Origin of the sequence: Pseudarthrobacter sp. NPDC058329 (genome assembly GCF_042879835.1) — a bacterium.
Taxonomy (GTDB): Bacteria; Actinomycetota; Actinomycetes; order Actinomycetales; family Micrococcaceae; genus Arthrobacter.
The window spans coordinates 16,338-36,516 of the sequence record NZ_JBHVZR010000015.1 but is presented as its reverse complement, the minus strand read 5'-3'; the positions used below and the strand labels follow the sequence as shown (position 1 = coordinate 36,516).

Annotated in this window: 19 protein-coding genes; 13 read left to right on the top strand and 6 right to left on the bottom strand. The window is 64.8% G+C overall.

From position 1 onward, the window contains the following. Nucleotides 1-816: 816 nt before the first annotated feature. From sbnA to ACFVYC_RS17155, 6 genes are read left to right on the top strand one after another with little or no spacing between them, the layout of a single operon-like run. On the top strand, nucleotides 817-1,890 hold the full coding sequence (sbnA, locus tag ACFVYC_RS17180) for a 2,3-diaminopropionate biosynthesis protein SbnA (protein ID WP_387552513.1): 1,074 nt from the start codon (nucleotides 817-819) through the stop codon (nucleotides 1,888-1,890). Continuing rightward, on the top strand, nucleotides 1,887-5,000 hold the full coding sequence (locus ACFVYC_RS17175; RefSeq protein ID WP_387552511.1) for a Pls/PosA family non-ribosomal peptide synthetase: 3,114 nt from the start codon (nucleotides 1,887-1,889) through the stop codon (nucleotides 4,998-5,000). Before sbnA ends, ACFVYC_RS17175 begins: the two co-directional genes overlap by 4 nt. After that, nucleotides 4,997-7,582 carry an amino acid adenylation domain-containing protein gene (locus ACFVYC_RS17170; RefSeq protein WP_387552509.1) on the top strand — a complete coding sequence of 862 codons (2,586 nt, stop codon included), beginning with the start codon at nucleotides 4,997-4,999 and terminating at the stop codon, nucleotides 7,580-7,582. Before ACFVYC_RS17175 ends, ACFVYC_RS17170 begins: the two co-directional genes overlap by 4 nt. Next, nucleotides 7,582-8,589, top strand: a complete 1,008-nt coding sequence (locus ACFVYC_RS17165; protein WP_387552507.1) for a TauD/TfdA family dioxygenase — start codon at nucleotides 7,582-7,584, stop codon at nucleotides 8,587-8,589. The genes ACFVYC_RS17170 and ACFVYC_RS17165 overlap by 1 nt, the downstream gene beginning before the upstream one ends. After that, nucleotides 8,586-9,653, top strand: a complete 1,068-nt coding sequence (gene sbnB / locus ACFVYC_RS17160) for a 2,3-diaminopropionate biosynthesis protein SbnB (RefSeq protein ID WP_387552505.1) — start codon at nucleotides 8,586-8,588, stop codon at nucleotides 9,651-9,653. The genes ACFVYC_RS17165 and sbnB overlap by 4 nt, the downstream gene beginning before the upstream one ends. 52 nt (nucleotides 9,654-9,705) lie before the next feature. Beyond that, nucleotides 9,706-10,848, top strand: coding sequence for an acyl-protein synthetase (locus ACFVYC_RS17155; protein ID WP_387552503.1), 1,143 nt, complete (start codon nucleotides 9,706-9,708; stop codon nucleotides 10,846-10,848). A 30-nt stretch (nucleotides 10,849-10,878) separates the two neighbouring features. Here the strand turns inward: ACFVYC_RS17155 and ACFVYC_RS17150 are convergent, their stop codons facing one another. The 4 genes from ACFVYC_RS17150 to ACFVYC_RS17135 form a co-directional block, all read right to left on the bottom strand. Then, entirely contained in the window at nucleotides 10,879-11,772 is an 894-nt protein-coding gene (locus ACFVYC_RS17150; protein ID WP_387552501.1) for a TrmH family RNA methyltransferase, read from the bottom strand. A 7-nt stretch (nucleotides 11,773-11,779) separates the two neighbouring features. Then, the gene (locus tag ACFVYC_RS17145) at nucleotides 11,780-12,565 is read right to left on the bottom strand and encodes a sulfite exporter TauE/SafE family protein (protein ID WP_387552499.1); all 786 of its coding nucleotides are present in this window, start codon (nucleotides 12,563-12,565) and stop codon (nucleotides 11,780-11,782) included. Nucleotides 12,566-12,581: 16 nt separating this feature from the next. Then, nucleotides 12,582-13,367: an ABC transporter ATP-binding protein gene (locus tag ACFVYC_RS17140; protein WP_387552497.1), complete on the bottom strand. Its 786-nt coding sequence runs from the start codon at nucleotides 13,365-13,367 to the stop codon at nucleotides 12,582-12,584. A 150-nt stretch (nucleotides 13,368-13,517) separates the two neighbouring features. Beyond that, nucleotides 13,518-14,090, bottom strand: a complete 573-nt coding sequence (locus tag ACFVYC_RS17135; RefSeq protein ID WP_387552495.1) for a hypothetical protein — start codon at nucleotides 14,088-14,090, stop codon at nucleotides 13,518-13,520. A gap of 90 nt (nucleotides 14,091-14,180) precedes the next feature. Here ACFVYC_RS17135 and ACFVYC_RS17130 point away from each other — a divergent pair, with 90 nt between their 5' ends. Genes ACFVYC_RS17130 through serB form a run of 3 tightly spaced genes read left to right on the top strand, consistent with a single transcriptional unit; the run spans nucleotide 14,181 to nucleotide 16,247 of the window. Then, nucleotides 14,181-14,444, top strand: a complete 264-nt coding sequence (locus ACFVYC_RS17130) for a PLDc N-terminal domain-containing protein (protein WP_387552493.1) — start codon at nucleotides 14,181-14,183, stop codon at nucleotides 14,442-14,444. Next, nucleotides 14,441-15,343, top strand: coding sequence for a class I SAM-dependent methyltransferase (locus tag ACFVYC_RS17125; RefSeq protein WP_387552491.1), 903 nt, complete (start codon nucleotides 14,441-14,443; stop codon nucleotides 15,341-15,343). The genes ACFVYC_RS17130 and ACFVYC_RS17125 overlap by 4 nt, the downstream gene beginning before the upstream one ends. A gap of 10 nt (nucleotides 15,344-15,353) precedes the next feature. Next, nucleotides 15,354-16,247 carry a phosphoserine phosphatase SerB gene (gene serB / locus ACFVYC_RS17120; protein ID WP_387552489.1) on the top strand — a complete coding sequence of 298 codons (894 nt, stop codon included), beginning with the start codon at nucleotides 15,354-15,356 and terminating at the stop codon, nucleotides 16,245-16,247. A gap of 75 nt (nucleotides 16,248-16,322) precedes the next feature. Here the strand turns inward: serB and ACFVYC_RS17115 are convergent, their stop codons facing one another. Continuing rightward, nucleotides 16,323-17,087 carry an SDR family oxidoreductase gene (locus ACFVYC_RS17115; RefSeq protein ID WP_387552487.1) on the bottom strand — a complete coding sequence of 255 codons (765 nt, stop codon included), beginning with the start codon at nucleotides 17,085-17,087 and terminating at the stop codon, nucleotides 16,323-16,325. A 187-nt stretch (nucleotides 17,088-17,274) separates the two neighbouring features. On the opposite strand from ACFVYC_RS17115, the gene ACFVYC_RS17110 reads away from it, so the two are divergent. Further along, nucleotides 17,275-17,661, top strand: coding sequence for a DUF5655 domain-containing protein (locus ACFVYC_RS17110; protein ID WP_387552485.1), 387 nt, complete (start codon nucleotides 17,275-17,277; stop codon nucleotides 17,659-17,661). A 28-nt stretch (nucleotides 17,662-17,689) separates the two neighbouring features. Here the strand turns inward: ACFVYC_RS17110 and ACFVYC_RS17105 are convergent, their stop codons facing one another. Next, nucleotides 17,690-18,415 carry a beta-ketoacyl-ACP reductase gene (locus tag ACFVYC_RS17105; protein WP_387552483.1) on the bottom strand — a complete coding sequence of 242 codons (726 nt, stop codon included), beginning with the start codon at nucleotides 18,413-18,415 and terminating at the stop codon, nucleotides 17,690-17,692. A gap of 155 nt (nucleotides 18,416-18,570) precedes the next feature. Here ACFVYC_RS17105 and ACFVYC_RS17100 point away from each other — a divergent pair, with 155 nt between their 5' ends. The 3 genes from ACFVYC_RS17100 to ACFVYC_RS17090 are packed head-to-tail and all read left to right on the top strand — an operon-like array spanning nucleotide 18,571 to nucleotide 20,147. Then, on the top strand, nucleotides 18,571-19,005 hold the full coding sequence (locus ACFVYC_RS17100) for a DUF3099 domain-containing protein (RefSeq protein ID WP_387552481.1): 435 nt from the start codon (nucleotides 18,571-18,573) through the stop codon (nucleotides 19,003-19,005). After that, nucleotides 19,002-19,271 carry a hypothetical protein gene (locus tag ACFVYC_RS17095; protein ID WP_387552479.1) on the top strand — a complete coding sequence of 90 codons (270 nt, stop codon included), beginning with the start codon at nucleotides 19,002-19,004 and terminating at the stop codon, nucleotides 19,269-19,271. Before ACFVYC_RS17100 ends, ACFVYC_RS17095 begins: the two co-directional genes overlap by 4 nt. Then, nucleotides 19,272-20,147, top strand: a complete 876-nt coding sequence (locus ACFVYC_RS17090) for an SURF1 family protein (protein ID WP_387552477.1) — start codon at nucleotides 19,272-19,274, stop codon at nucleotides 20,145-20,147. Nucleotides 20,148-20,179 lie beyond the last annotated feature (32 nt).

Below are 20,179 nucleotides of genomic sequence, written 5' to 3'. Positions count from 1 at the left end.
AGCGAATCCACGCCGTTGCGCAGGGGATGTGATGGCGAGGTAGGCGGCGGCAGGCGTCGAGGCGCCCACGCGCCGGGGCCGGAATTTGTTGACGCGTATTTTTGAGTGATTCCTCGGGCATGGCGCCCCGAGGCACGATCAAAGCGCTTGGTTCGCACGGCACGATTGTTCCTGCCCGCGTTATCGCAGCAGTCCATGTTGTACGGCACCGCATTCACGGTCGCTTTTCCGGCCACATTTCCGCAGAAACCTTGAAGCTAAAACTAATAGCTCCCGAGTTGCTCATTGGCACGAATGTGTTGATGCACGTGGTGTTGCCTTTATCCGTGCCCTCAACCTCGATTTGGGGTTTTCGTCCCCTACCCGGAATTACAGTCTGCCGCTGGTGTTGATAACCGTCATTGCTTCTTCCGGTTGAGCGCTGGCAGGGCTCACTGAAAGGCGGACGGCAGACAGGAACCGTCGGCACGTGGGGACGAGGAGCAGGCACCGCACGGGGTGCGGGAGCGAGAAAGCAGGTACTCACGGGGTTTGAATACAGGTACTCGATTCGGTTGCGGTTGCCCGCAGAACCTGTCTACTGTCGAAGCACAGATTTGAAGCCTCTACTGCATTTCGGAGTATCCGCGGTGGGGAAGCCAGGTATTTGCTGCTGGGGGAAATAGCGGCGGCCGCAGTGTTCCGTTTGTGCCGCTCTGCGCGGCTTTTCTTGAAAAGTTTACGGGTCCGGACGCAGATGTCCGCCACCCTTTACACACAAGCTGGCAGGCACATCCCCCACCCTGACCATGCTCATGGCAGGGAACGAGGGAGAACATGCCGATTATCACGGATCCGCACCTGTTTAACGAGCAGAGCCTGTTCGTCGACTTGGAAAGGGTGCTGGGCTGCCGTCTCTATCTGAAGATTGAGGGGTTCAATTTCGCTGGCTCAATAAAACTCAAGCCCGCGAGGGAAATGGTTGAGCGCGCCGAGCGGGAGGGACTTATTGGCCCCGGCTCCATCCTCGTGGAATCCTCATCAGGCAACCTTGGCGTCGCGCTCAGCATGATCGCCGCCAGCAAGGGATACCGCTTCGTGTGTGTGATCGATCCGCGCTGCAACCCGGCAACCCGGCAATTTATGGAGTCGCTCGGGGCACAGGTGGACCTGGTCACCGAACCGGATCCCGTCGACGGCTTCCTCGGAGCCCGGCTGAACCACGTGCGGGATCTTTGTGCGTCCAACGAGCGATACATCTGGCTCAACCAGTACACAAATCCCGGCAATTGGGGAGCGCACTACCGCTGGACTGCCCCCGAGATCTCCAACCAGTTCCCCGAACTGGACGTGCTGTTCGTGGGCGCCGGGACAACGGGGACCTTGATGGGTTGCGCGCGGTACTTCCGCGAGCATCGGCCCGACGTCCGGATAGTCGCCGTCGATGCCGCAGGGTCGGTCTCGTTCGGCGGCCTGCCGGCCACCCGCCTGATCCCGGGACTCGGCATGAGCGTGCGGCCGCCGCAGCTCGACGAGGCCTTGATCGATGACGTGGTGATGGTCGAAGAACTGGACACGGTGCGCGCCTGCCACCGCCTCGCCGCTGCCGGCTTCACGCTCGGTGGCTCCACCGGTACCGTGGTCTACGGCGCCATGTCCTGGCTCACCGACCACGACGCCCAGGGCCTCACGGCGGTGGCCATTTCCCCGGACATGGGCCGCCCCTACCTGGACACTGTCTACAACCCTGACTGGGTGCACAATCATTTCGGCGCCGAAGCGCTGGCAGCTGCCGATTTGGCAGGGGCTCCGGTGCGACGGTACGACCCGGATCCGGGGCCACAGCACCCGGCACCCGTACCCATGGCCGGCTACATCGCCACCGCCGCACTAGGGAACTTCCTGCAGTGAAAATACGTCTCGACGACCTGCAGGCCGCTCCGCGTTCCACATCTCCCGTCAATCCCCCCATTCCTGCGACAACAGCGGCTCCGGCCGGAAAGGGGCTTCCAGCCAGTCCGGCCACGGGTACGGCCGGTGCCTTGGGGCGCCGGCTGGCGGACATTCTCGCATCGGTGGTGAAGAAGGAAGACGTCCCCGTGGACGCCAACTTCTTCTACGACCTGGGCGCGGATTCGCTGATCATGGCGCAGTTCTGCGCCCGCGTGCGCAAACAGCCGGACCTGCCAACGGTGTCGATCAAGGACATTTACCAGAACCCAACGATCTCGACGCTGGCCGCGGCCCTGGCGCCGGCGGAAACGGTGCCGGCATCGGTGCAGGACCGGTTGGCGGAGGTGTTGTCCAGCGTACTGGAAATTGAGCACGTGCCGGTGGACGCTGATTTCTTCCAGGACCTGGGCGCGGATTCGCTGATCATGGCGCAGTTCTGCGCCCGCGTGCGCAAGCAACCGGACCTGCCAACGGTGTCGATCAAGGACATTTACCAGAACCCAACGATCTCGGCGCTGGCCGCGGCCCTGGCGCCGGCGGAAACGGTGCCGGCATCGGTGCAGGACCGGTTGGCGGAGGTGTTGTCCGGCGTACTGGAAATTGAGCACGTGCCGGTGGACGCTGATTTCTTCCAGGATCTGGGCGCGGATTCGCTGATCATGGCGCAGTTCTGCGCCCGCGTGCGCAAGCAGCCGGACCTACCGGTGGTGTCGATGAAAGACGTCTACGGCAACCCGACCGTCTCCGCCCTCGCCGCGGCCCTGCAGGTTCCTCCGCAGCAGGACCGGTTGCAGGAGCCCTCACCGGCTAGGGCTTCGGTTCCGGAAACGCCGTCGCCCATGGACGCTCGGACATGGGAGTACGTCGCCTGCGGCGCCCTGCAGGTGATCGTCTACCTCGGTTACTGCGTGATCGCCGGACTGCTCACGGTCGGTTGGTACCAGTGGGTCTTCCCGGACGCTGGGTCGGGCAACCACCACTGGTTGAGCCACGGGATGGAATTCTGGGAGATTTACCTCCGGTCAACCGCCTATGCCGCGGCAGTGTTCGTGCTGATGTGCATCCTTCCCGTAGCGGCAAAGTGGATCATCATCGGGCGTTTCCGCCCCGGGGAAATCCGCCTGTGGAGCTTGGCCTATTTCCGGTTCTGGCTGGTAAAGACCTTGATGCGAACATCCCCGCTGGTGTTGCTGAGGGGGTCCCCGCTGACCACCTTCTACCTGCGGGCGATGGGCGCCAAGGTGGGCCGCAACGTAACGATCATGACCAACCGCCTGCCGGTCTGCACCGATCTCCTCACGATCGGGGAAGGGACGGTCATCCGCAAGGAAGCGGTCTTGAATGGCTACCGCGCCCACGGCGGCGTCATCCAGCTGGGCGCACTGACGCTCGGCCGGGGCGTAATCGTCGGCGAGGGGAGCGTTTTGGACATCGACACCGCATTGGGGGACGGTTCGCAGTTGGGCCACCGGTCCAGCCTGTACACCGGCCAGTCCGTTCCCGCCGGCCAGCGGTGGCATGGGTCGCCCGGCAGGCGCACTGACGTGGACTATGGCGGTGTCGAGGCCAGGCCTTACTCGCCCTGGCGCAGGGGATGGTTCGCGACCTCCCAGCTGATCAGCATGATTGGCCTGGGCCGTATCCTGCTGAGCCAGGCGGTCATGTTGGCCGTTATGGCGAATCCCAACGTGGCGGCACTCCTGGAGACGCAGGCGTTCGCGTTCACCGACTGGGTCTTCTACGCCGACTCCATCGCCTATGCCGGTATTGCTGTCTTCGGTGGCACGGTCCTGTCGTTGCTCATCGTCATCACGGTCCCGCGGGTGGTTCAACTCGCTATCAAGCCGGACACGGTGTATCCGCTGTTCGGTCTGCGGCACGCGGCGGAGCGGGCGGTGTCGAGAATGACCAACAGGCCCATGCTGACGGGATTGTTTGGCGACAGCTCGTACGTCGTGAACTACGTGCGGGCCATCGGGTACAAGCAGCCGCAGGTCGAGCAGACGGGCTCGAACCTGGGCACGGGGTTCAAGCACGACAACCCGTTCCTTTCGTCGATAGGCTCCGGCACAATGATCGCCGACGGGGTGTCCTTCATGAACACCGATTTCTCGGCGACGTCGTTCAAGGTCAGTCGGGCGGCGATCGGCGCACACAACTTCCTGGGCAACGCCGTGCTCTACCCTGCCGGGGCCCGGACCGGGGACCACTGCCTGCTCGCGACCAAGGTGATGGTCCCACTCGACGGACCGATGCGCCACGACATAGGTCTGCTCGGGTCACCGCCGTTCGAGATCCCCCGCTCGGTCCTCAGGGACGCCCTCCCCGAGGAACATACGAACCGTGAGCACTTCCGTCGGGCCCTGGCAGCCAAGAACAGGCACAACCTTGCCACAATGGCCCTCTTGATGCTGGTGCGGTGGCTCAACATCTCGCTGGCAACGATCATCATGTTCGCCGCCCTTGAATTGTCCGACCAGTTCAGTTTCCTGGCCCTAAGCGCGGCCTTTGTCGTGATGCTCGTGGTTGGCTTGTTGGTCCCCATCGGCATCGAGCGTCTCGGAAGGGGACTGAAACCGCTTCAGCCCCAGCTCTGCTCCATCTACAACCACTATTTCTGGTGGCACGAGCGGTATTGGAAGATGTCGCTGCAGAGTCGATACGCAAGCCTCCTCAACGGGACACCGTTTAAGCCCCTGGTCTGGCGTCTGCTCGGCGTTCGGATCGGACGCCGGGTCTTCGACGACGGCTGCGGCATCATCGAGCGGACTTTGGTCACAGTCGGCTCCCGTTGCACCTTGAACGCCGGCACAACCCTCCAGTCCCATTCCCAGGAGGATGGCATGTTCAAGTCGGGCTACATCGTTGTTGGCGACGATGTCACCCTCGGCGTCTCCGCTTTCGTCCACTACGGCGTGACCGTCGAAGACGGCGCGGTCGTCGGCGCCGACTCCTTCGTGATGAAAGGGACCACACTCACCAGCGGATCCCTGTGGGCCGGTAACCCGGCCGAAGAGGCCCGAGCCGCCACCACGTCCCCCATCGAGCTGGCAAGGCCCGTAGCATGACCACCACCTCTGCGTTGTCCTGCCGCACCGCCGCCGGCACCGCGCCCGCGGATGCCGCGCCAACGGCGATTCCCAGGTGGACGAAGGAGCGTCAGCCGGGTCAGGGCCGGGTCGACGTGCCTGTGCCCGAGGACCTGAACCAGGCGGTGTTGAGACTGTCCCGCATGTTGGACGCAACACCTGCAACGATCTGGATGGCTGCTCATGCACGGGTGCTCCAGGCGTTGTCCGGCGAAACGGAGGTCACGACCGGCTGGAAGGACGCGTCGGGGACCTGGCCCTGCGAACTCGATCTGAGACGAGGCTCATGGCGCGCGCTGGTCTCCTCTGCGCGAACCCTGCAGGTCCAGGCACACGCCGGGCAGGCCGGGGGGCCACAGGCGGGGCAGCCACCACTTTCCGGAACCTACGAGGTGGTACTCAGCACCGACCATAACGAGGATTCCGAGCTCCCGGAGGGCCTCGTCCTGGGAATGTCCCTCTGCAGCGGCGCAGGGGGCGAATCCTTGAGCCTGCGCTACCGCCGCGACGTCCTCGACGAGGACGCAGCGCTCCGGATCACCGGCTATCACCTGAGTGCACTCCGCCACCTGGTCGCCAGCCCGGAGTCGGACCCCGATGACGCCGACCTCGTTGGCCCCGAGGAACGGCGCTTCCAGCTTGAGCAGCTCGCCGGGCCCGAGCGGCCCCGGCCCCAGCGGCGCTTCCACGAGCTGTTTGAGGAGCGTGTTCGGCAGCATCCCGGGCGCATCGCGGCGGTCCAGGACGCGCGGGAGTGGACGTACGCGGAGCTAAACGCCCGCGCAAACCGGATTGCCCGTGCCCTGCTCGCGCGCGGGCTGCGTGCGGAGGACATCGTGGCGGTCGTCGCCGAACGGGACCTGGAGTGGATGGCCGCTGTGATCGGCATCCTCAAGGCCGGAGGCGCATATCTGCCGATCGAGCCGCACTTCCCGGCCGAAAGAATCGCCAGAACGCTTACACGGGCCGGGGCCCGGGTAGTGCTCACCGAAGGCGGCAGCACCACCACCCTCGATGAGGCACTGGATGGAATGCCTGCAGTGACGGAGCTTTTGTTCGAGGACATCGAGGCCGAGGGGCATCCCACCAATGACCCCGGCATGGAGATTCGTCCCGATCAGCTCGCTTACGTCTACTTCACTTCCGGGTCAACTGGCGAGCCGAAAGGCGCGATGTGCGAGCACGACGGCATGGTGAACCACTTGTACGCCAAGATCGAGGACCTGGGGATCCGCCCTGGGGACGTCGTCGCCCAGACCGCACCCCAATGCTTCGACATCTCGCTGTGGCAACTGGTCTCGGCGCTGCTCGTCGGCGGCCGCACACTCATTGTCGGACAGGACCGGATCCTCGACGTCGAGCGGTTCATCGACACGGTGGAACGGGGCGCGGTGGCGGTCTTCCAGGTCGTCCCGTCGTATCTCGACGCCGTGGTGGCGTACCTGGGCGGCAAGCCACGCGCCTTGCCGCACCTCCGCTGCGTCTCGGCCACCGGGGAGGCCCTGAAACGTGAGCTGGTCCGCCGCTGGTTCGATGTGATGCCGAACGTCAAGCTGGTCAACGCCTACGGGCTGACGGAGACCTCCGACGACACGAACCACGAAGTCATGAGCGCAGTGCCCCCGGGCGGCTCGGTGCCACTGGGCCCGCCAATCCCGAACGTCCGGATCCACATCTTCGACGAGCGGCAGCGGCTTGTGCCGCTTGGAGCGCCGGGCGAGATCGCCTTCTCCGGGGTGTGCGTGGGCCGCGGCTACATCAATGACCCGGAGCGCACCGCGCAGGCCTACTCCACCGACCCCTATGTGGACGGCGCGCGGCTCTATCGGGCCGGCGACTACGGCCGTTGGTCCCCGGACGGCAAGCTGGAGTATCTGGGCCGGCGGGACAACCAAGTCAAGATCTCCGGGTTCCGCATCGAGATCGGCGACATCGAGAACGCGCTGCTGCGGGTTCCGGCTATCCGGGACGGGGCCGTTGTCGTCGGTGAGGGCGCCGGGCAGTCCAAATTCCTGGTGGCGTTCTACTCCGGCAGCCGGCCGCTCGAGATCGACGAAATACGCAGCGAGATGACTGCCCGGGTCCCGGGCTACATGGTTCCGTCGGCGTACAGGTGGCAGGAGAACCTGCCCCTGACCGGCAACGGGAAGATCGACCGGAAGGCCTTGACCCGCATGGCGCGTGAGGTCGCTCCCGAGTCCGGCACCGCCACGGAAGCCCTCTCGGCGGCCGGGCAGCGGCTCGCCGAGGCGTGGGCGACGGTGCTCGGCCTGCCGGTGGGCCGGATCGGCGGGCAGGACTCGTTCTTTGCACTGGGCGGGACCTCGCTGTCCGCGGTGAAGCTCGCGGTCCTGCTCAAGCGCGCAGTGTCGATCAAGGACATAATGCAGACGCCCATCCTCGCAGACCTGGCTGCCCTGCTCGAAGCCTCGACCCTCGCGGACACATCCTCTCCGCCCGCCCCGCGGACGGCGGGAGCCGTCGCGGAGCCGGATCCCATGGCTTCGGCAGGAGGACCGGTTGCCCTCCACCCGCTGCCCATGAAACGAAAGGACCCCTGATGTCGTCTCCTGCACCCAGGATCAAGTTCGACGTTGAACGCCAAGACGGCCGGGCGCCACTGCTCATCGTCGAGAACGGCCACGACCCCGTGCAGTGGGCCGACGAGAACCGTGAGGCGCTGCGTGCGGCGGTGGATGAGCATGGCGCCGTCCTTGTCCGCGGTCTGGGCCTCCGTGATCCTGCCGAAGTGGCCGATACCTTCCAACGGCTGGCGCCAGGCGGCCTCATGCCGGACCGGGAGGCTTTCGCCGCCAGGCAGCCCTACTTGGACGGCGTGTACTCATCCCTGACATGGCCCGCGAACCAGCCTATGTGCATGCACCACGAGCTCAGCTACGCGCTCGAGTTCCCCGGCCTGATGCTCTTCGCCTGCCTTCAGGCACCCAGCATTGGTGGGGTGACCGGTGTGGCGGACGCCCGCGCCGTCCTCGATGCCCTGCCGCCGGACATTGTCCGTCGGTTCGAAAGCCAGGGGTGGCTGCTCGCCCGCAGCTATAACGAGGACATCGGTGCCTCCTATGACGAGGCGTTCGGGGTCTCCGACCGCGCGGATGTCGAGAGCTACTGCCGGGCGCACGGGATCGAGTTCGAGTGGCAGCCCGATGGGGAGCTGCGCACCCGGCAACGGCGTCCTGCCGTGATTCGGCACCCGGCGACCGGCCAACGCTGTTGGTTCAACCAGGTTGCGTTCCTGAGCGAATGGACGACCGCACCCGAGGTGCGGGAGTACCTGGTGGACGTCTATGGTCCCGATGGGCTGCCCTTCAACACCCGCTTCGGCAATGGCGAGCCGATCGGCGAGGAAATTATTGCCCTCCTGAACGAGGTCTACGAGGCCCATACCCTCCGCACTCCGTGGGAAACGGGGGACCTCATGCTGGTCGACAACATCCGCATGGCGCATAGCCGAGAGGCCTATGAGGGGCCCCGGGAGATCCTTGTCGGCATGGCCGAGCCTTGCAACATTTTCGATCTCGACAACCACATCCAGGACGGTGCACGATGACAGAGCTTGCCAGTTCCCCAGTCGCAGCGGCCGCAGAGCCGAAGACGGTTCCGCCCTTCGCGGTCATTTCAGGGACCCAGGTGCAGCAGGTGCTCCAGGGACGGGAAAAGGAGGTCATCGAACTGGTCGAGCAGACCTACCGCGTGCATGCAGCCGGAGATTCGGTAAATCCCCCGTCGTACTTCCTGCGCTTCCCGGACCGGCCTACCTCGCGCATCATCGCCCTGCCGGCCTCGGTCGGCGGACAAGTCGAGGTTGACGGCATCAAATGGGTCTCCAGCTTCCCGGACAATGTGGCATCGGGGATTCCGCGCGCCTCGGCCGTGTTGATCCTCAACGACCGGGCAACGGGATATCCCTTGGCTTGTATGGAGGGCTCCATCATCAGCGCCTCCAGGACGGCCGCATCGGCCGCCGCGGCTGCGGACTGGCTCAGCCGGGGACGCGGGCGTCCCCGGCGAATCGGGTTCCTGGGCGTTGGCCTCATCGCCCGCTACATCCACACCTTCCTGAAGGCCACCGGCTGGTCCTTCGACGAGATCGGGGTGTTCGACCTCTCGGGTGAGAGCGAGGAGGGTTTCACGGGCTATCTCGAGCGCAGCGGCACCGGAGCCCGGGTGACCGTGCACGACGGCCCCGAGCAGCTGATCAGAAGCAGCGACCTCGTCGTGTTCGCAACGGTGGCGGGCCAGCCGCACGTGCACGATACGACGTGGTTCGCGCACAACCCGCTGGTGCTGCACGTGTCCCTGCGCGATCTGGCCCCTGAGATCCTGCTGGCATCGACCAATATCCTCGACGACGTCGACCACTGTTTGAAGGCCGGGACGTCGGCCCACCTCGCGGAGCAGACGGTCGGCAACAGGGACTTCGTGGACGGGACTTTGGCCGACGTCATGGAAGGCAAGGTCTCGCCGCCGTATGACCGCCCCATCGTGTTTTCGCCGTTCGGGCTGGGCGTGCTCGACCTGGCCGTGGGCAAGTACGTCTACGACGAACTTGCCAGCAGTGGCCAGCTCCGGGTGGTCGAGGATTTCTTTTCCGAGTTGCGTCGGTACGGCTAACCCTGCGGCGCAAACCGCATTCGTTGATTCGCACACACCGAGGAGTGACACAATGCTCTCCCTACCGCAGATGCTGGGGAATGTGTCCAAGGCCTACGTCCAGTCCCCTGAGGACTGGGCGCGGTCGGTTACCGGAGTCCTGCGGGACGCCGCGATCTACCACCAGGCGGGAAACGGCTTCTACCGCGCCCAGTGTGACGCCCTGGGATTCGACCCCGCGACAATCAACGACATCAACGACCTGCAATCCCTGCCACTGTTGCCGGTCGGCATGTTCAAGCGTCCCGACGCCAAGGTGCTGCTCACCTGCTCCCTGGCCGACGTCGAGACAGAAACCCGCTCCAGCGGAACCCGCGGTGTTCCGTCCGTCACCCCCCGCAACAGTGAAACATTGACCCTGGCGCTGGTCGCCCTGACCGGGACCTACCGGGCGTTCTTCAGCCTGTCCGGGGGCGCGGGGCTTTTCCTGAACCCGTCGGACCCCGAAGCCTCGGAGATGGGACTGCTCAAGGACTTGAACATCCTGAACAGCGTCTTCGACCACCACGCATATCTCGTTGCCGACCAGGCGTTCGACGCCGGGGAGGCCCTGGAGCACCTGCGCCGGTGGGAGGGACACATGACACGCCACATCGTCAGCCCGCCGTTCCTCATTGGCCGGCTCCTCCGGTTCCTTGAGCGGGAGAATATCCATGTGCGCTTGGACCCGTTCAGCATGATCATCACTCTCGGCGGCTGGAAGCGGCACACAGCCGAGGCCATCCCTGATGAAAGCTTCCGGGAGCGGTGCCACGACTTGCTCGGCGTGCGTGCGGTGAACGTGCGCGACATGTACGGGTTGATCGAGTCGAACATGCTAGCTGTCGAATGCCACCTGCACCGCAAGCACGTTCCGCCGTGGTGCTATATCTCCATCCGGGACCCTGGCCAGAGCAGCAAGGAGATCGCCCCGGGGGCAACCGGCACCATCGCAGTTATGGACGCCCTCAGCACCAGCTATCCCGGTTTCCTCCTCACCGACGACATGGGCGACGTCGAGACCGGCACCTGCGGCTGCGGCAGAACCGGCCAGGTCATCACCTTCCGCCGCCGGGGGCAGGGTGGTGGACGTGGCCACTGCCCCGTCAGCATCGAGCGCTACCTCGGTTCGGGCGCCAGCGCGAACGATGGGACGCCGGCGCTTGTGAAGGCCTAACTTAGGGACCGCAGTCGGGGCGGGCTCCGCCTACCGCGTGGCATAGAACGCAACCGCCGATGACGCAGCAACATTCAGCGAATCCACGCCATTCATCATCGGAATCGTCACGCGCGCGTCGAGCAACCGATCGGTCTCGGGCTTGAGCCCATCACCTTCGGTACCGAAGACCAACGCCAGATTCCGGTGATCCTGGGCCACCAGCTCATCAAGAGTGATGGCTCCCTCCCCCAGGGACATGCCTGCCACGAAGTAGCCCGCCGCTTTCAGCTGTTCGATACCGGCTGGCCACGATTCGATTCGCGTCCATGGCACCTGGAAGACCGTGCCCATCGACACGCGGATCGAGCGGCGGTAGAGCGGGTCAGCACACTGCGGTGTCACCAGCACGCCGTCGACGCCGATCGCTGCGGCGCTGCGAAAAACGGCACCTACGTTTGTATGGTCCGTAAGGTCCTCCAGGACCGCGATCCTGGATCGCCCGCGTGCACGACCGACCTCGGACACTTGCATCGCGGAACACCTCCCGTTGGTGTGGTCCACGGTCTCCTCCAGGACCGCCAGCCTGCCTGCGCCCGCGAGCAGTTCCGGCAGCGGTACCGGCGCGGGCCGCTGCATGGCAGCCATGGCTCCGCGGTGGAGATGGAAACCCGTGATCTCCTCCAGCAGGGCCGCGCTGCCGATGAAGGCGGGGACCTGCGGGTAGGCGCCGAGGATGTCCTGAAGGTCGTCCAGCCACTTTTCCGCCAGGAAGAAGGACCGTGGCTGATGCCCTGCCGCAAGGGCTCGGCGCAGCACGCGGGACGACTCGGCGATGTACATGCCTTCAAGAGGTTCGCGGAGCTTCCGCAGGTGCACGTCCGTCAGCTGGGTGTAGTCGGACACCCGCGGGTCCGCGGCGGATTCGAGATAGTGGATTGTCACCAGGCGATTATTTCAGCAGATTCGCGATCATGAATCCCAGGGCCACAAGCCCCAGGACGAAGATCACGGCGCGCAGTACTTTGGGGGACAGCCGCCGGCCCACCTTTGAGCCCAGGATGCCGCCGATGCTCGAGCTGACGGCGATCAACAGCACCACAAGCCAGTTGATCCGGTCGAACGCGAACAGCAGGTAGGAGACCGCGGCCACCAGGTTCACCCCGAGCACCAGTATGTTCTTCATGGCGTTGGCGTTCTGGATGGTGCCGGTAAGGAAGACGCCCAGGATGCCCACGAGCAGGATCCCTTGGGCAGCCACGAAGTACCCGCCGTAAACACCGGCCAGGTAGACGAGGACCACCAGGAGGACAGCGTGCCTCTTGTCCCGCACGGCGTGCTCAGGGTTCTCCTCACGGTCGCGGACCCAGGCCTGCATACGCGGCTGGAACACCACCATCAGGAGTGCCAGCACCAGAAGGACGGGGGCGACGTAGTGGAAGACTTTTTCGGGCAAATGCAGGAGCAGCCAGGCCCCCGAGATGCCGCCCAGGAGCGAGGCAGGGAGCAGCCGCATCAGCTGCCGGCCGCGGCCCTTCAGCTCACGCCGGTAGCCGAAGGCGCCGGCCGCGGTGCCAAAGACAAGCCCCATGGCGTTGCTCATGGACGCCACCACCGGGGTGACACCCAGGGCGATGAGCACTGGGAAGGTGACCAGTGTCCCGGAGCCAACAACGGCGTTGATGGTGCCGGCCCACAGGCCGGCGATGGACACAAAGATGCTGCTGAGAAGGTCCAAGGTGCTGCGCTGGTGCTTAGCGGCTGGCGACGGCGGTGTACCGGCCCGCGTTGACGGACACGTCCAGGTCCAGTCCGAACGTTGTGCTGAGGTGTTCGGCGGTCAGCACGTCGGTGATGGGGCCCGCGGCGACTACTCCGCCGTCGCGCAGCAGCATGGCGTGGGTGAAGCCCGGCGGGACTTCCTCAAGGTGGTGCGTTACGAGGACCATGGCCGGTGCTGCCTCGTCCTGGGCGAGTTCGCCAAGCTTGTGGACGAGCTCTTCGCGGCCGCCAAGGTCAAGGCCGGCGGCGGGTTCGTCCAGCAGCAGCAGTTCAGGGTCGGTCATCAGGGCGCGGGCGATCTGCACCCGCTTGCGTTCACCCTCGGACAAGGTGGCGAAGGTCCTGTTCAGCAGCGGGCCCATCCCCCAGTCGTTGAGCAGGCGGAAAGCCCGCCGCTCGTCGTCGCGCTCGTATCCCTCACGCCAGCGGCCGGTGACGCCGTAAGCGGCGGTGACCACAACGTTGAGGACGTTTTCGTGCTCCGGAATCTGGGTGGCAAGGGCGGCGGACGAAAGGCCAATGCGGGGGCGGAGTTCGAAGACGTCCACCCGGCCCAGGATCTCGTCCAGGATTCCCGCCTTGCCACTGCTCGGGTGCATCCGCGCGGCGGCAATCTGGAGGAGAGTGGTTTTGCCGGCGCCGTTGGGCCCGAGGATTACCCAGCGTTCGCCTTCATTGACTTCCCAGTCAACCTTGTCCAACAGGGTCTTTTTACCTCGGACAACGCTGACGGAAGCCAATTCCAGAACATCACTCATAGGAGTAGACACTAGGACAAAAAAGAGGCTGACTGATAACCGGTGTCGCCCAGCAACGAATGCCTGCCCGCCGTGGGATCAGCGGCTGCTTTGGCCCGCGTGTTCCTGCCCGGGGCGGTGGCTGCTGCCTGTTAGCAGCAGGAGTCACGTTCAGAAGCTGGCCAGGGCCTCCCGCAGCATCCGGTGGCCCTGTTCTGAGACCGGGCGGGGCTGATATCCGTTGAGTACAGCCCTGGTTCTTTCGGCGGCAGATTCCTCTATCCGGTGCGGTGTGTCCAGCCAAGACAGCGCCCTGGCAGTGGCTTCGATTTCATAGTGAGCGTCGGTGTGTCGGGTTTGAGCGTGACACTCGCCCAGTAGCCTCCCGGCTTGCCGGTAAGTTTCCTCTTCATACTCAGCTGACGTTCCCTGCACGAGGGAACCTTCCAGGAATTCGGTGACCAGGATGTTCATGGCACGGCTGGCATGGATGAGCCTGGGTGCGCGGGTCCCACGGGCCCACACCCCAATGGCGGAATGATGGGCAGTGATCTCCCGCCCAATATGGGTGTTGGAACCTCCTGCAGCTTTGACGACGTACCTGCGACCTTCGCTGGCCACTTCAAGGACCGCCGTGTCCACCAGCCCCCAAGAAAGATCATTCAGTACACGTACGCCTGGCGGCCAGGTCCGGACAAGTGCGGACTGCCCAACGCCCAGGCGGTTTCGGTGCCACGATTCCATGCACCCTAGGTTACGGAAGTCCCACAGATCTCCGTCGGTGCAGATGTAGGGTTACGGCATCGGAATCGGGGGATTCTTGGGGGGAACACAATGATCTTGTCGCAAGCTGCAGTCCAAGCCGTGGATACCTTCGTCCCGCCCTTCGGAATTTTGGGGCTCCTTCTGCTGGTGAACGCGGCCTTGTTCATCAGTGCATTGGTCAGCATCTTCCGGAACAAGACCAGGGGCCTGGGAAAAACCCTTGTATGGTCTCTCGTCGTTCTTGTTGTGCCGGTCTTAGGCCCGCTTTTGTGGTTCTTGATTGGGCGAAGGGCAGCGCGGGACCGGTTCCTCAGCTCCAGGGTGGCTGCATGACGGACAAAGAGGTCGAGCCCATGAGTGATGGCCCGGTGTCAATCGATTGGGAATCTGCGCGCGCGATCAACCGTGACAACTGGGAAGACCGGGTCCCCCTGCACGAAGTGGCCTACCGGGTCAACGACCTCGACGATCCTCAACATCTAACCGAGGTCATCCGCACGGACTTGGCCGCCCTCGCGCCCTTCCTCCCGCACGGAACTGTCGCCGGCCTGGATGTGTGTCATCTCCAGTGCCACATAGGCACCGACACGCTTTCCCTTGCCCGGGCAGGGGCACACGTCACCGGCGTGGACTTCTCCCCCCGCGCCTTGGCATCCGCAGGCCGGCTGGCGCGGCGCCTGGGCCTTGACGCCACGTGGGTGGAGACCGACGTTCTTGAGGCTCGCGCCGCTGTAGACGGCGACTTTGACCTCGTCTACACAAGCATAGGAACCATCAACTGGCTCCCGGACCTGGACCGCTGGGCGGCTCAGGCAGCAGGACTTCTGAGGACTGGCGGAACATTCTACATCCGCGACGGTCACCCCGCTCTCTACGCCATCGATGAGCACGCCCACGGACTCCAGCTTCGATATCCGTACTTTGGCCACGGCGGGCCGCAGCAATGGAACGACGAGTCGACCTACGCAGGCGACGGCAAGTTGACCCATTCCCGGACGTACCAATGGGCGCACGCTTTGTCCGAAATCATCAATGCCCTCATCGCGGCGGGTCTTCAGATTCTTCGCGTCGACGAGGGCAAAACCCTCCCGTGGAAGTTTTCGCCCCGCATGGGGGAAGTCCCGGAGGGCTTCGCGTGGCCAGAATCAGAGCGTGCTCTTGTGCCTTGTACTTACACGATCATCGCCCGGAAGACCGCAATGAATTCAAGGGTCCGGTCCCCCGCGGACTAAGATTGTAGGCATGACTCCGAACGTGACTGCCGTCAGCTATGGCCTGAGTGTGACCCCAACCGCGCGGGAGCAGCTGCGTTCCATCCTCACGGCGCACGGCGCCTCAGTGCTCTCCGAAAACGACGGCGGCGACGACCGGTACCAGGTCCATGTTGCCGAACTTCAGCTTCCGGACGCAACCGCGGCAGGCCTCGCCGTGCTCCGGCGGGCCGTCGCCGAGGCGCAGATCAGCGGGCTCGACACAGCGCTGGTTCCCGCTGGCCTCCGCTCGGCCAAACGCAAGCTCCTGATCCTGGACGTGGATTCCACCCTGATCCAGCAGGAGGTCATCGAACTCCTTGCCGCCTATGCCGGCAAGGAGGAAGAGGTGACGGCCGTGACCGAGGCTGCCATGCGTGGAGAGCTGGACTTCACCCAGAGCCTTCACACCCGGGTTGAAGTCCTCGCAGGGCTGCCGGCCAACGTCGTCCATTCCGTAAGTGACCAAGTGAAACTCAGCGAGGGGGCCGCCGAACTTGTGGCAGCTTTTAAGGCTGCGGGGCACGTGGTGGCTGTGGTGTCCGGCGGGTTCAACCAGACCCTGGCGCCGATTGCCGGCGAGCTGGGCCTGGACTACTGGCAGGCCAATGAGCTGGAGATTGTCGACGGCGCGTTGACGGGCAAGGTGCTCGGTGCGGTGGTGGACCGGGCAGCAAAGGAAAAGTATCTGCGCGAATGGGCAGCGGGTGAGGGCATCGCCCTGGAACACACCATCGCCGTAGGCGACGGCGCCAACGACCTGGACATGCTCGGCGCTGCGGGAATAGGTGTGGCATTCAACGCCAAGCCGGCCGTGCTGGCCGCAGCGGACGCTGCCCTCACCATGCCGTACCTCGACGCGGTCCGTCACATCGCCGGCGTCTGATCCCCCTCAAACGCAGGATGCGCCCGTGCCGCAGGGTTCCCTGACGGCACGGGCGCATCCCGCTTAAGGTGAAGGCTAGCTGGTGGGCTCGCCGGCGCCCTTGCCGAAGTAGTCCGCGCCGCCCGCGTATTCGGTGTGGCCGGACTCGACGTCGGCGGTCACCATGCCGGCCACCACCTCCGCGAACTCTTCCACGGAGTACAGCTTGCCTGCTTCCGCCCGGCGCGCTTCGATGGCACCCGGGGTGGAGCGGTCAAGGAGCGTTGCGGTAACGGTGCCCTCGATCATGTCGCCAGACACAACCACCAGGGTGATGCCCTTCTCGGCCAGGCTGGGGATGAGGTCGCGCAGTGCGTCCTCCCCGGCGCGCTTGCTGCGGGCAACGGGCTCGTATGCCTCCATGGTGGGCACGGTGTTGATGAAGTGGGCCTGGTGGCTGGTGACGAACACCACGCGGGAGCCTTCCTTCATCAGGGGCACCGCCGCGTTGAGCATGTTGACCTGCGCGTCGCGGTTCAGTTTGAGTGCGTAGTCCTCCCCCATGCCGGTTTCCATACCACCGGAGGCGTTCAGCACCAGGATGTCCAGCGTCCCGAAGTTCTCCATGGCAGCGGAGGCAAGGGCCTGGACGCCTTCCTGGGTGGTGAGGTCCGCGCCGACGGCTACGGCACGCCCGCCTGCGGCTTCAATACCCTGAACCACCTTGTTGGCGCGCGGCGCTTTCTGGCGGTAGTTGACTACCACGGCGGCACCCTGGCCTGCGAGGTTCTTGGCCACATCGGCGCCGATGCCGCGCGATGATCCGGTGACAATGGCGGTCTTGTTATCCAGCAGTCCCATACGAGCTCCCTTTGTTCGAAACGTCTAAATTCCTGATGGTCTGCAGTCCATCATGCCAGCGGCCGGCGCTGATTCCCCTGTCCGGGTTCCACAAAGAAGGCGGCCACTGCTAGTGCGGCGGACCGCGGGCGGGCGCGGGGTCCAACTGGCCGCGCCTCCAAACCGTGACCCGGCGTAGGCTCCCCCTATGGGAAAGCAGGCCGGCCTGTCCGGTGCAGAGTCCACGCCGGAGCAGGTCTTCGACGGCTCGCCCGAGGGGCTGAAGATCTGCTCGGCCGTGCAGCGCCTCATCGCCCGCCACCTTCAGGCGACGGTGCGGACCACCGCCAGCCAAGTGGCTTTTCGTCACCGGCGCGGGTTCGCCTACGTCTGGAACCCGCGCCGTTACCTTAAAACCAAGGTTCCGGCGGTGCTCTCCATTGCCCTGCCGCGGCGTCTGGAATCCGGCCGCTTCAAGGAGATCGTCAATCCGTCCCCCGGAATCTGGATGCACCATCTTGAGCTGGGCGCTGTGTCCGAGGTGGACGACGAGGTGGCAGGTTGGCTGGCGGAAGCGTTCGCGGCCGCGGCCTAAAGGTCCATATTCTTGGTTTGGAACCGGGTCAGTGGCCCATGCCCAAACCGCCGTCAACGGGAATAACCGCGCCGGAGATGTACGCTGCTTCGTCGCTGGAGATCCAGCGGACCACGTTGGCAACCTCGGAAGCCTCGGCAAAACGGCCTGCCGGGATGCTGGAGAGGTAGTCCTTCTGCGTTGCTTCGGGCAGCTCAGCCGTCATGTCCGTGTTGATGAACCCCGGTGCCACCACGTTGGCGGTGATGCCGCGGGAGCCCAGCTCCCGGGTCAGGGAACGGGCGATGCCCACCAGCCCGGCCTTTGATGCCGAGTAGTTGATCTGGCCGGGGGCTCCGTACAGGCCCGACACGGAGGAGATCAGGACAACGCGGCCCTTGCGCAGCCGGATCATGCCTTTGGACGCGCGCTTGATGACCCGGAAAGCGCCGGTCAGGTTGGTGTCGATGACTGACGTGAAGTCGTCTTCGCTCATGCGCAGCAGCAGGGTGTCCTTGGTGATGCCGGCGTTGGCCACGAGTACTTCGACCGGCCCGTGTGCAGCTTCCACTTCCCTGAAGGCCGCATCCACGGAAGCCTCGTCCGTGACGTCTGCCTTGACGCCCAGGATGCCCTCCGGCAGCTTTGATTCGCTGCGGTACGTCACGGCCACCTTGTCGCCGTTGGCCAGGAACGCCTCCGCAATCGCCAGTCCGATGCCGCGGTTGCCCCCGGTGATGAGGACGCTGCGCGGGGCGGTTGCTGCTTCAGTCATGTAAGGCTCCGGAATTCTGCGGCGCGCTGCACCGCGGTAGTAGAGGGGTGATTTTTGCTGACTTCGATCTTAGCTCCCCCACCCCGCCGCGGTTTGGGCGCCACTGCCGAGTGGTGAGAGAATTAAGCCAAGCCTTTGGAGCGTGATAAATCACCGTGACCCTTGAAAACCATGCGGGACAAGCTGCGCCTGGAGAACCGGGCCGGTTCTCAACTGACGCCGAAGTCCACAGCATCACGGATGCCGCGGCGGCCCATTCCGAGGATATGCGCCAGCGGATGATCAAGTACGCCGTGGCCATGGGTATCCGCATGGTGTGCCTGATCATGATTTTTGTGGTGGACGGCTGGTTCAAGATCATCGCGGTGGCCGGAGCCGTCTTCCTGCCGTGGATTGCGGTGGTCATAGCCAACGGCAACGACAAGGCTGAAGGCCACAGCGACCTCCTGCTGGACTCCGCTCCGCTGGCGGAGATTGAGAGCCCGCCTGCTCCCTCCGCCGATGACGAGCACGGCAGCGAAGTCCTCCAAGGCGAACTGATAGTGGACGACGACGAATCGAACCCCGGGGAAGAGCGGAGGGCATCATGAGTATCTTTGACTTCGCTGCGGGAACCGATCCCGCGCAAACGGAAAGCGTTGCCACCTGCTCGCGGAAGGCATGCCGGTCCGAGGCTTCCTGGCAGCTCCTGTGGAACAACCCGAAAATCCACACGCCCGAGCGCCGCAAAATCTGGCTCGCCTGCGCCGACCACCGTGACTGGCTGGAGGACTACCTCCAGACGCGCGGCCTGTGGAAGCAAACTGTGCCGCTTGAGGACCGCGGAGCGTCCGGTGCCCCGGAGCAGGACAGCTGAATGTACCGTTTCCTTTTTTCCAGCAAATGGCTGGGCTATCTCCTGCTGGCTGCCATCTTCGCCTCCGCCTGCGTTTTCCTGGGCCGCTGGCAGATGGACCGCCGCGCGGAAACCCTCGCCGAGATCAACCGGGTGGTCACCAACTACTCGGCCACGCCCGTCCCCTTTGCAGACGCCGGGGATCAGTTCAACCAGCTGGACCCCGCCATGGAGTGGACGCAGGTGGAGCTGAAGGGTTCATACCTCGTCGAGGGGCAGCGCGTTGTCCGCAACCGTCCGCTCAATGGACAGCCCGGCTATGAAGTGGTTGTCCCGTTCCGGCTGGCCACCGGCGAAACCGTGGTGATCGACCGGGGCTGGCTGCCCATTGGCAACAAGAACCCCGGCAGCCCTGACTCGGTGCCGGAACCACCTGCAGGTGAGGTGACCGCCGTCGTCCGTTTGAAGCACCCCGAACCTGAACTGCAGCGTGGCGCTCCGGAAGGCCAGCTGGCCTCCATCGATCTCGCCGCCTACTCGGCGCAGCTCGGGTATCCCCTGCTCACCGGGGCGTACGGACAGCTGGCTTCCGAGACACCGCCTGCCGCCGAGATGCCCATGCCGTTCCCGAAGCCGTCCACCGAGGAGGGCACACACCTGTCCTACTCGCTGCAGTGGTTCGCGTTCGGTGTGCTGATGTTCGTGGGTTTTGGATACGCTGCCCGCCAGCAGGCGCGCAACGCGGCCATTGATGCCGAGGACGACGACGAGTTCCGGGAGGGTGCGCTCCACTCGGCCGCCGCGGCAGCCCGCCGTCGTCCGCCCGCCCAGCGGAAGCGGAAAAAGGCGACGGCGGAAGAAGAGGAAGACGCACTCCTGGACGCGCAGGGGTACTGACGGCAGCTGGTTCGCCGAAGGTGGACTGACCG

Excerpts from the sequence above, each read along its gene's own strand:
- sbnA (WP_387552513.1), top strand. The coding sequence starts at position 817 with ATGCCGATTATCACGGATCCGCACCTGTTTAACGAGCAGAGCCTGTTC.
- ACFVYC_RS17170 (WP_387552509.1), top strand. The coding sequence starts at position 4,997 with ATGACCACCACCTCTGCGTTGTCCTGCCGCACCGCCGCCGGCACCGCG.
- ACFVYC_RS17165 (WP_387552507.1), top strand. The coding sequence starts at position 7,582 with ATGTCGTCTCCTGCACCCAGGATCAAGTTCGACGTTGAACGCCAAGAC.
- sbnB (WP_387552505.1), top strand. The coding sequence starts at position 8,586 with ATGACAGAGCTTGCCAGTTCCCCAGTCGCAGCGGCCGCAGAGCCGAAG.
- ACFVYC_RS17155 (WP_387552503.1), top strand. The coding sequence starts at position 9,706 with ATGCTCTCCCTACCGCAGATGCTGGGGAATGTGTCCAAGGCCTACGTC.
- ACFVYC_RS17140 (WP_387552497.1), bottom strand. The coding sequence starts at position 13,367 with ATGAGTGATGTTCTGGAATTGGCTTCCGTCAGCGTTGTCCGAGGTAAA.
- ACFVYC_RS17135 (WP_387552495.1), bottom strand. The coding sequence starts at position 14,090 with ATGGAATCGTGGCACCGAAACCGCCTGGGCGTTGGGCAGTCCGCACTT.
- ACFVYC_RS17130 (WP_387552493.1), top strand. The coding sequence starts at position 14,181 with ATGATCTTGTCGCAAGCTGCAGTCCAAGCCGTGGATACCTTCGTCCCG.
- ACFVYC_RS17125 (WP_387552491.1), top strand. The coding sequence starts at position 14,441 with ATGACGGACAAAGAGGTCGAGCCCATGAGTGATGGCCCGGTGTCAATC.
- serB (WP_387552489.1), top strand. The coding sequence starts at position 15,354 with ATGACTCCGAACGTGACTGCCGTCAGCTATGGCCTGAGTGTGACCCCA.
- ACFVYC_RS17115 (WP_387552487.1), bottom strand. The coding sequence starts at position 17,087 with ATGGGACTGCTGGATAACAAGACCGCCATTGTCACCGGATCATCGCGC.
- ACFVYC_RS17110 (WP_387552485.1), top strand. The coding sequence starts at position 17,275 with ATGGGAAAGCAGGCCGGCCTGTCCGGTGCAGAGTCCACGCCGGAGCAG.
- ACFVYC_RS17105 (WP_387552483.1), bottom strand. The coding sequence starts at position 18,415 with ATGACTGAAGCAGCAACCGCCCCGCGCAGCGTCCTCATCACCGGGGGC.
- ACFVYC_RS17095 (WP_387552479.1), top strand. The coding sequence starts at position 19,002 with ATGAGTATCTTTGACTTCGCTGCGGGAACCGATCCCGCGCAAACGGAA.
- ACFVYC_RS17090 (WP_387552477.1), top strand. The coding sequence starts at position 19,272 with ATGTACCGTTTCCTTTTTTCCAGCAAATGGCTGGGCTATCTCCTGCTG.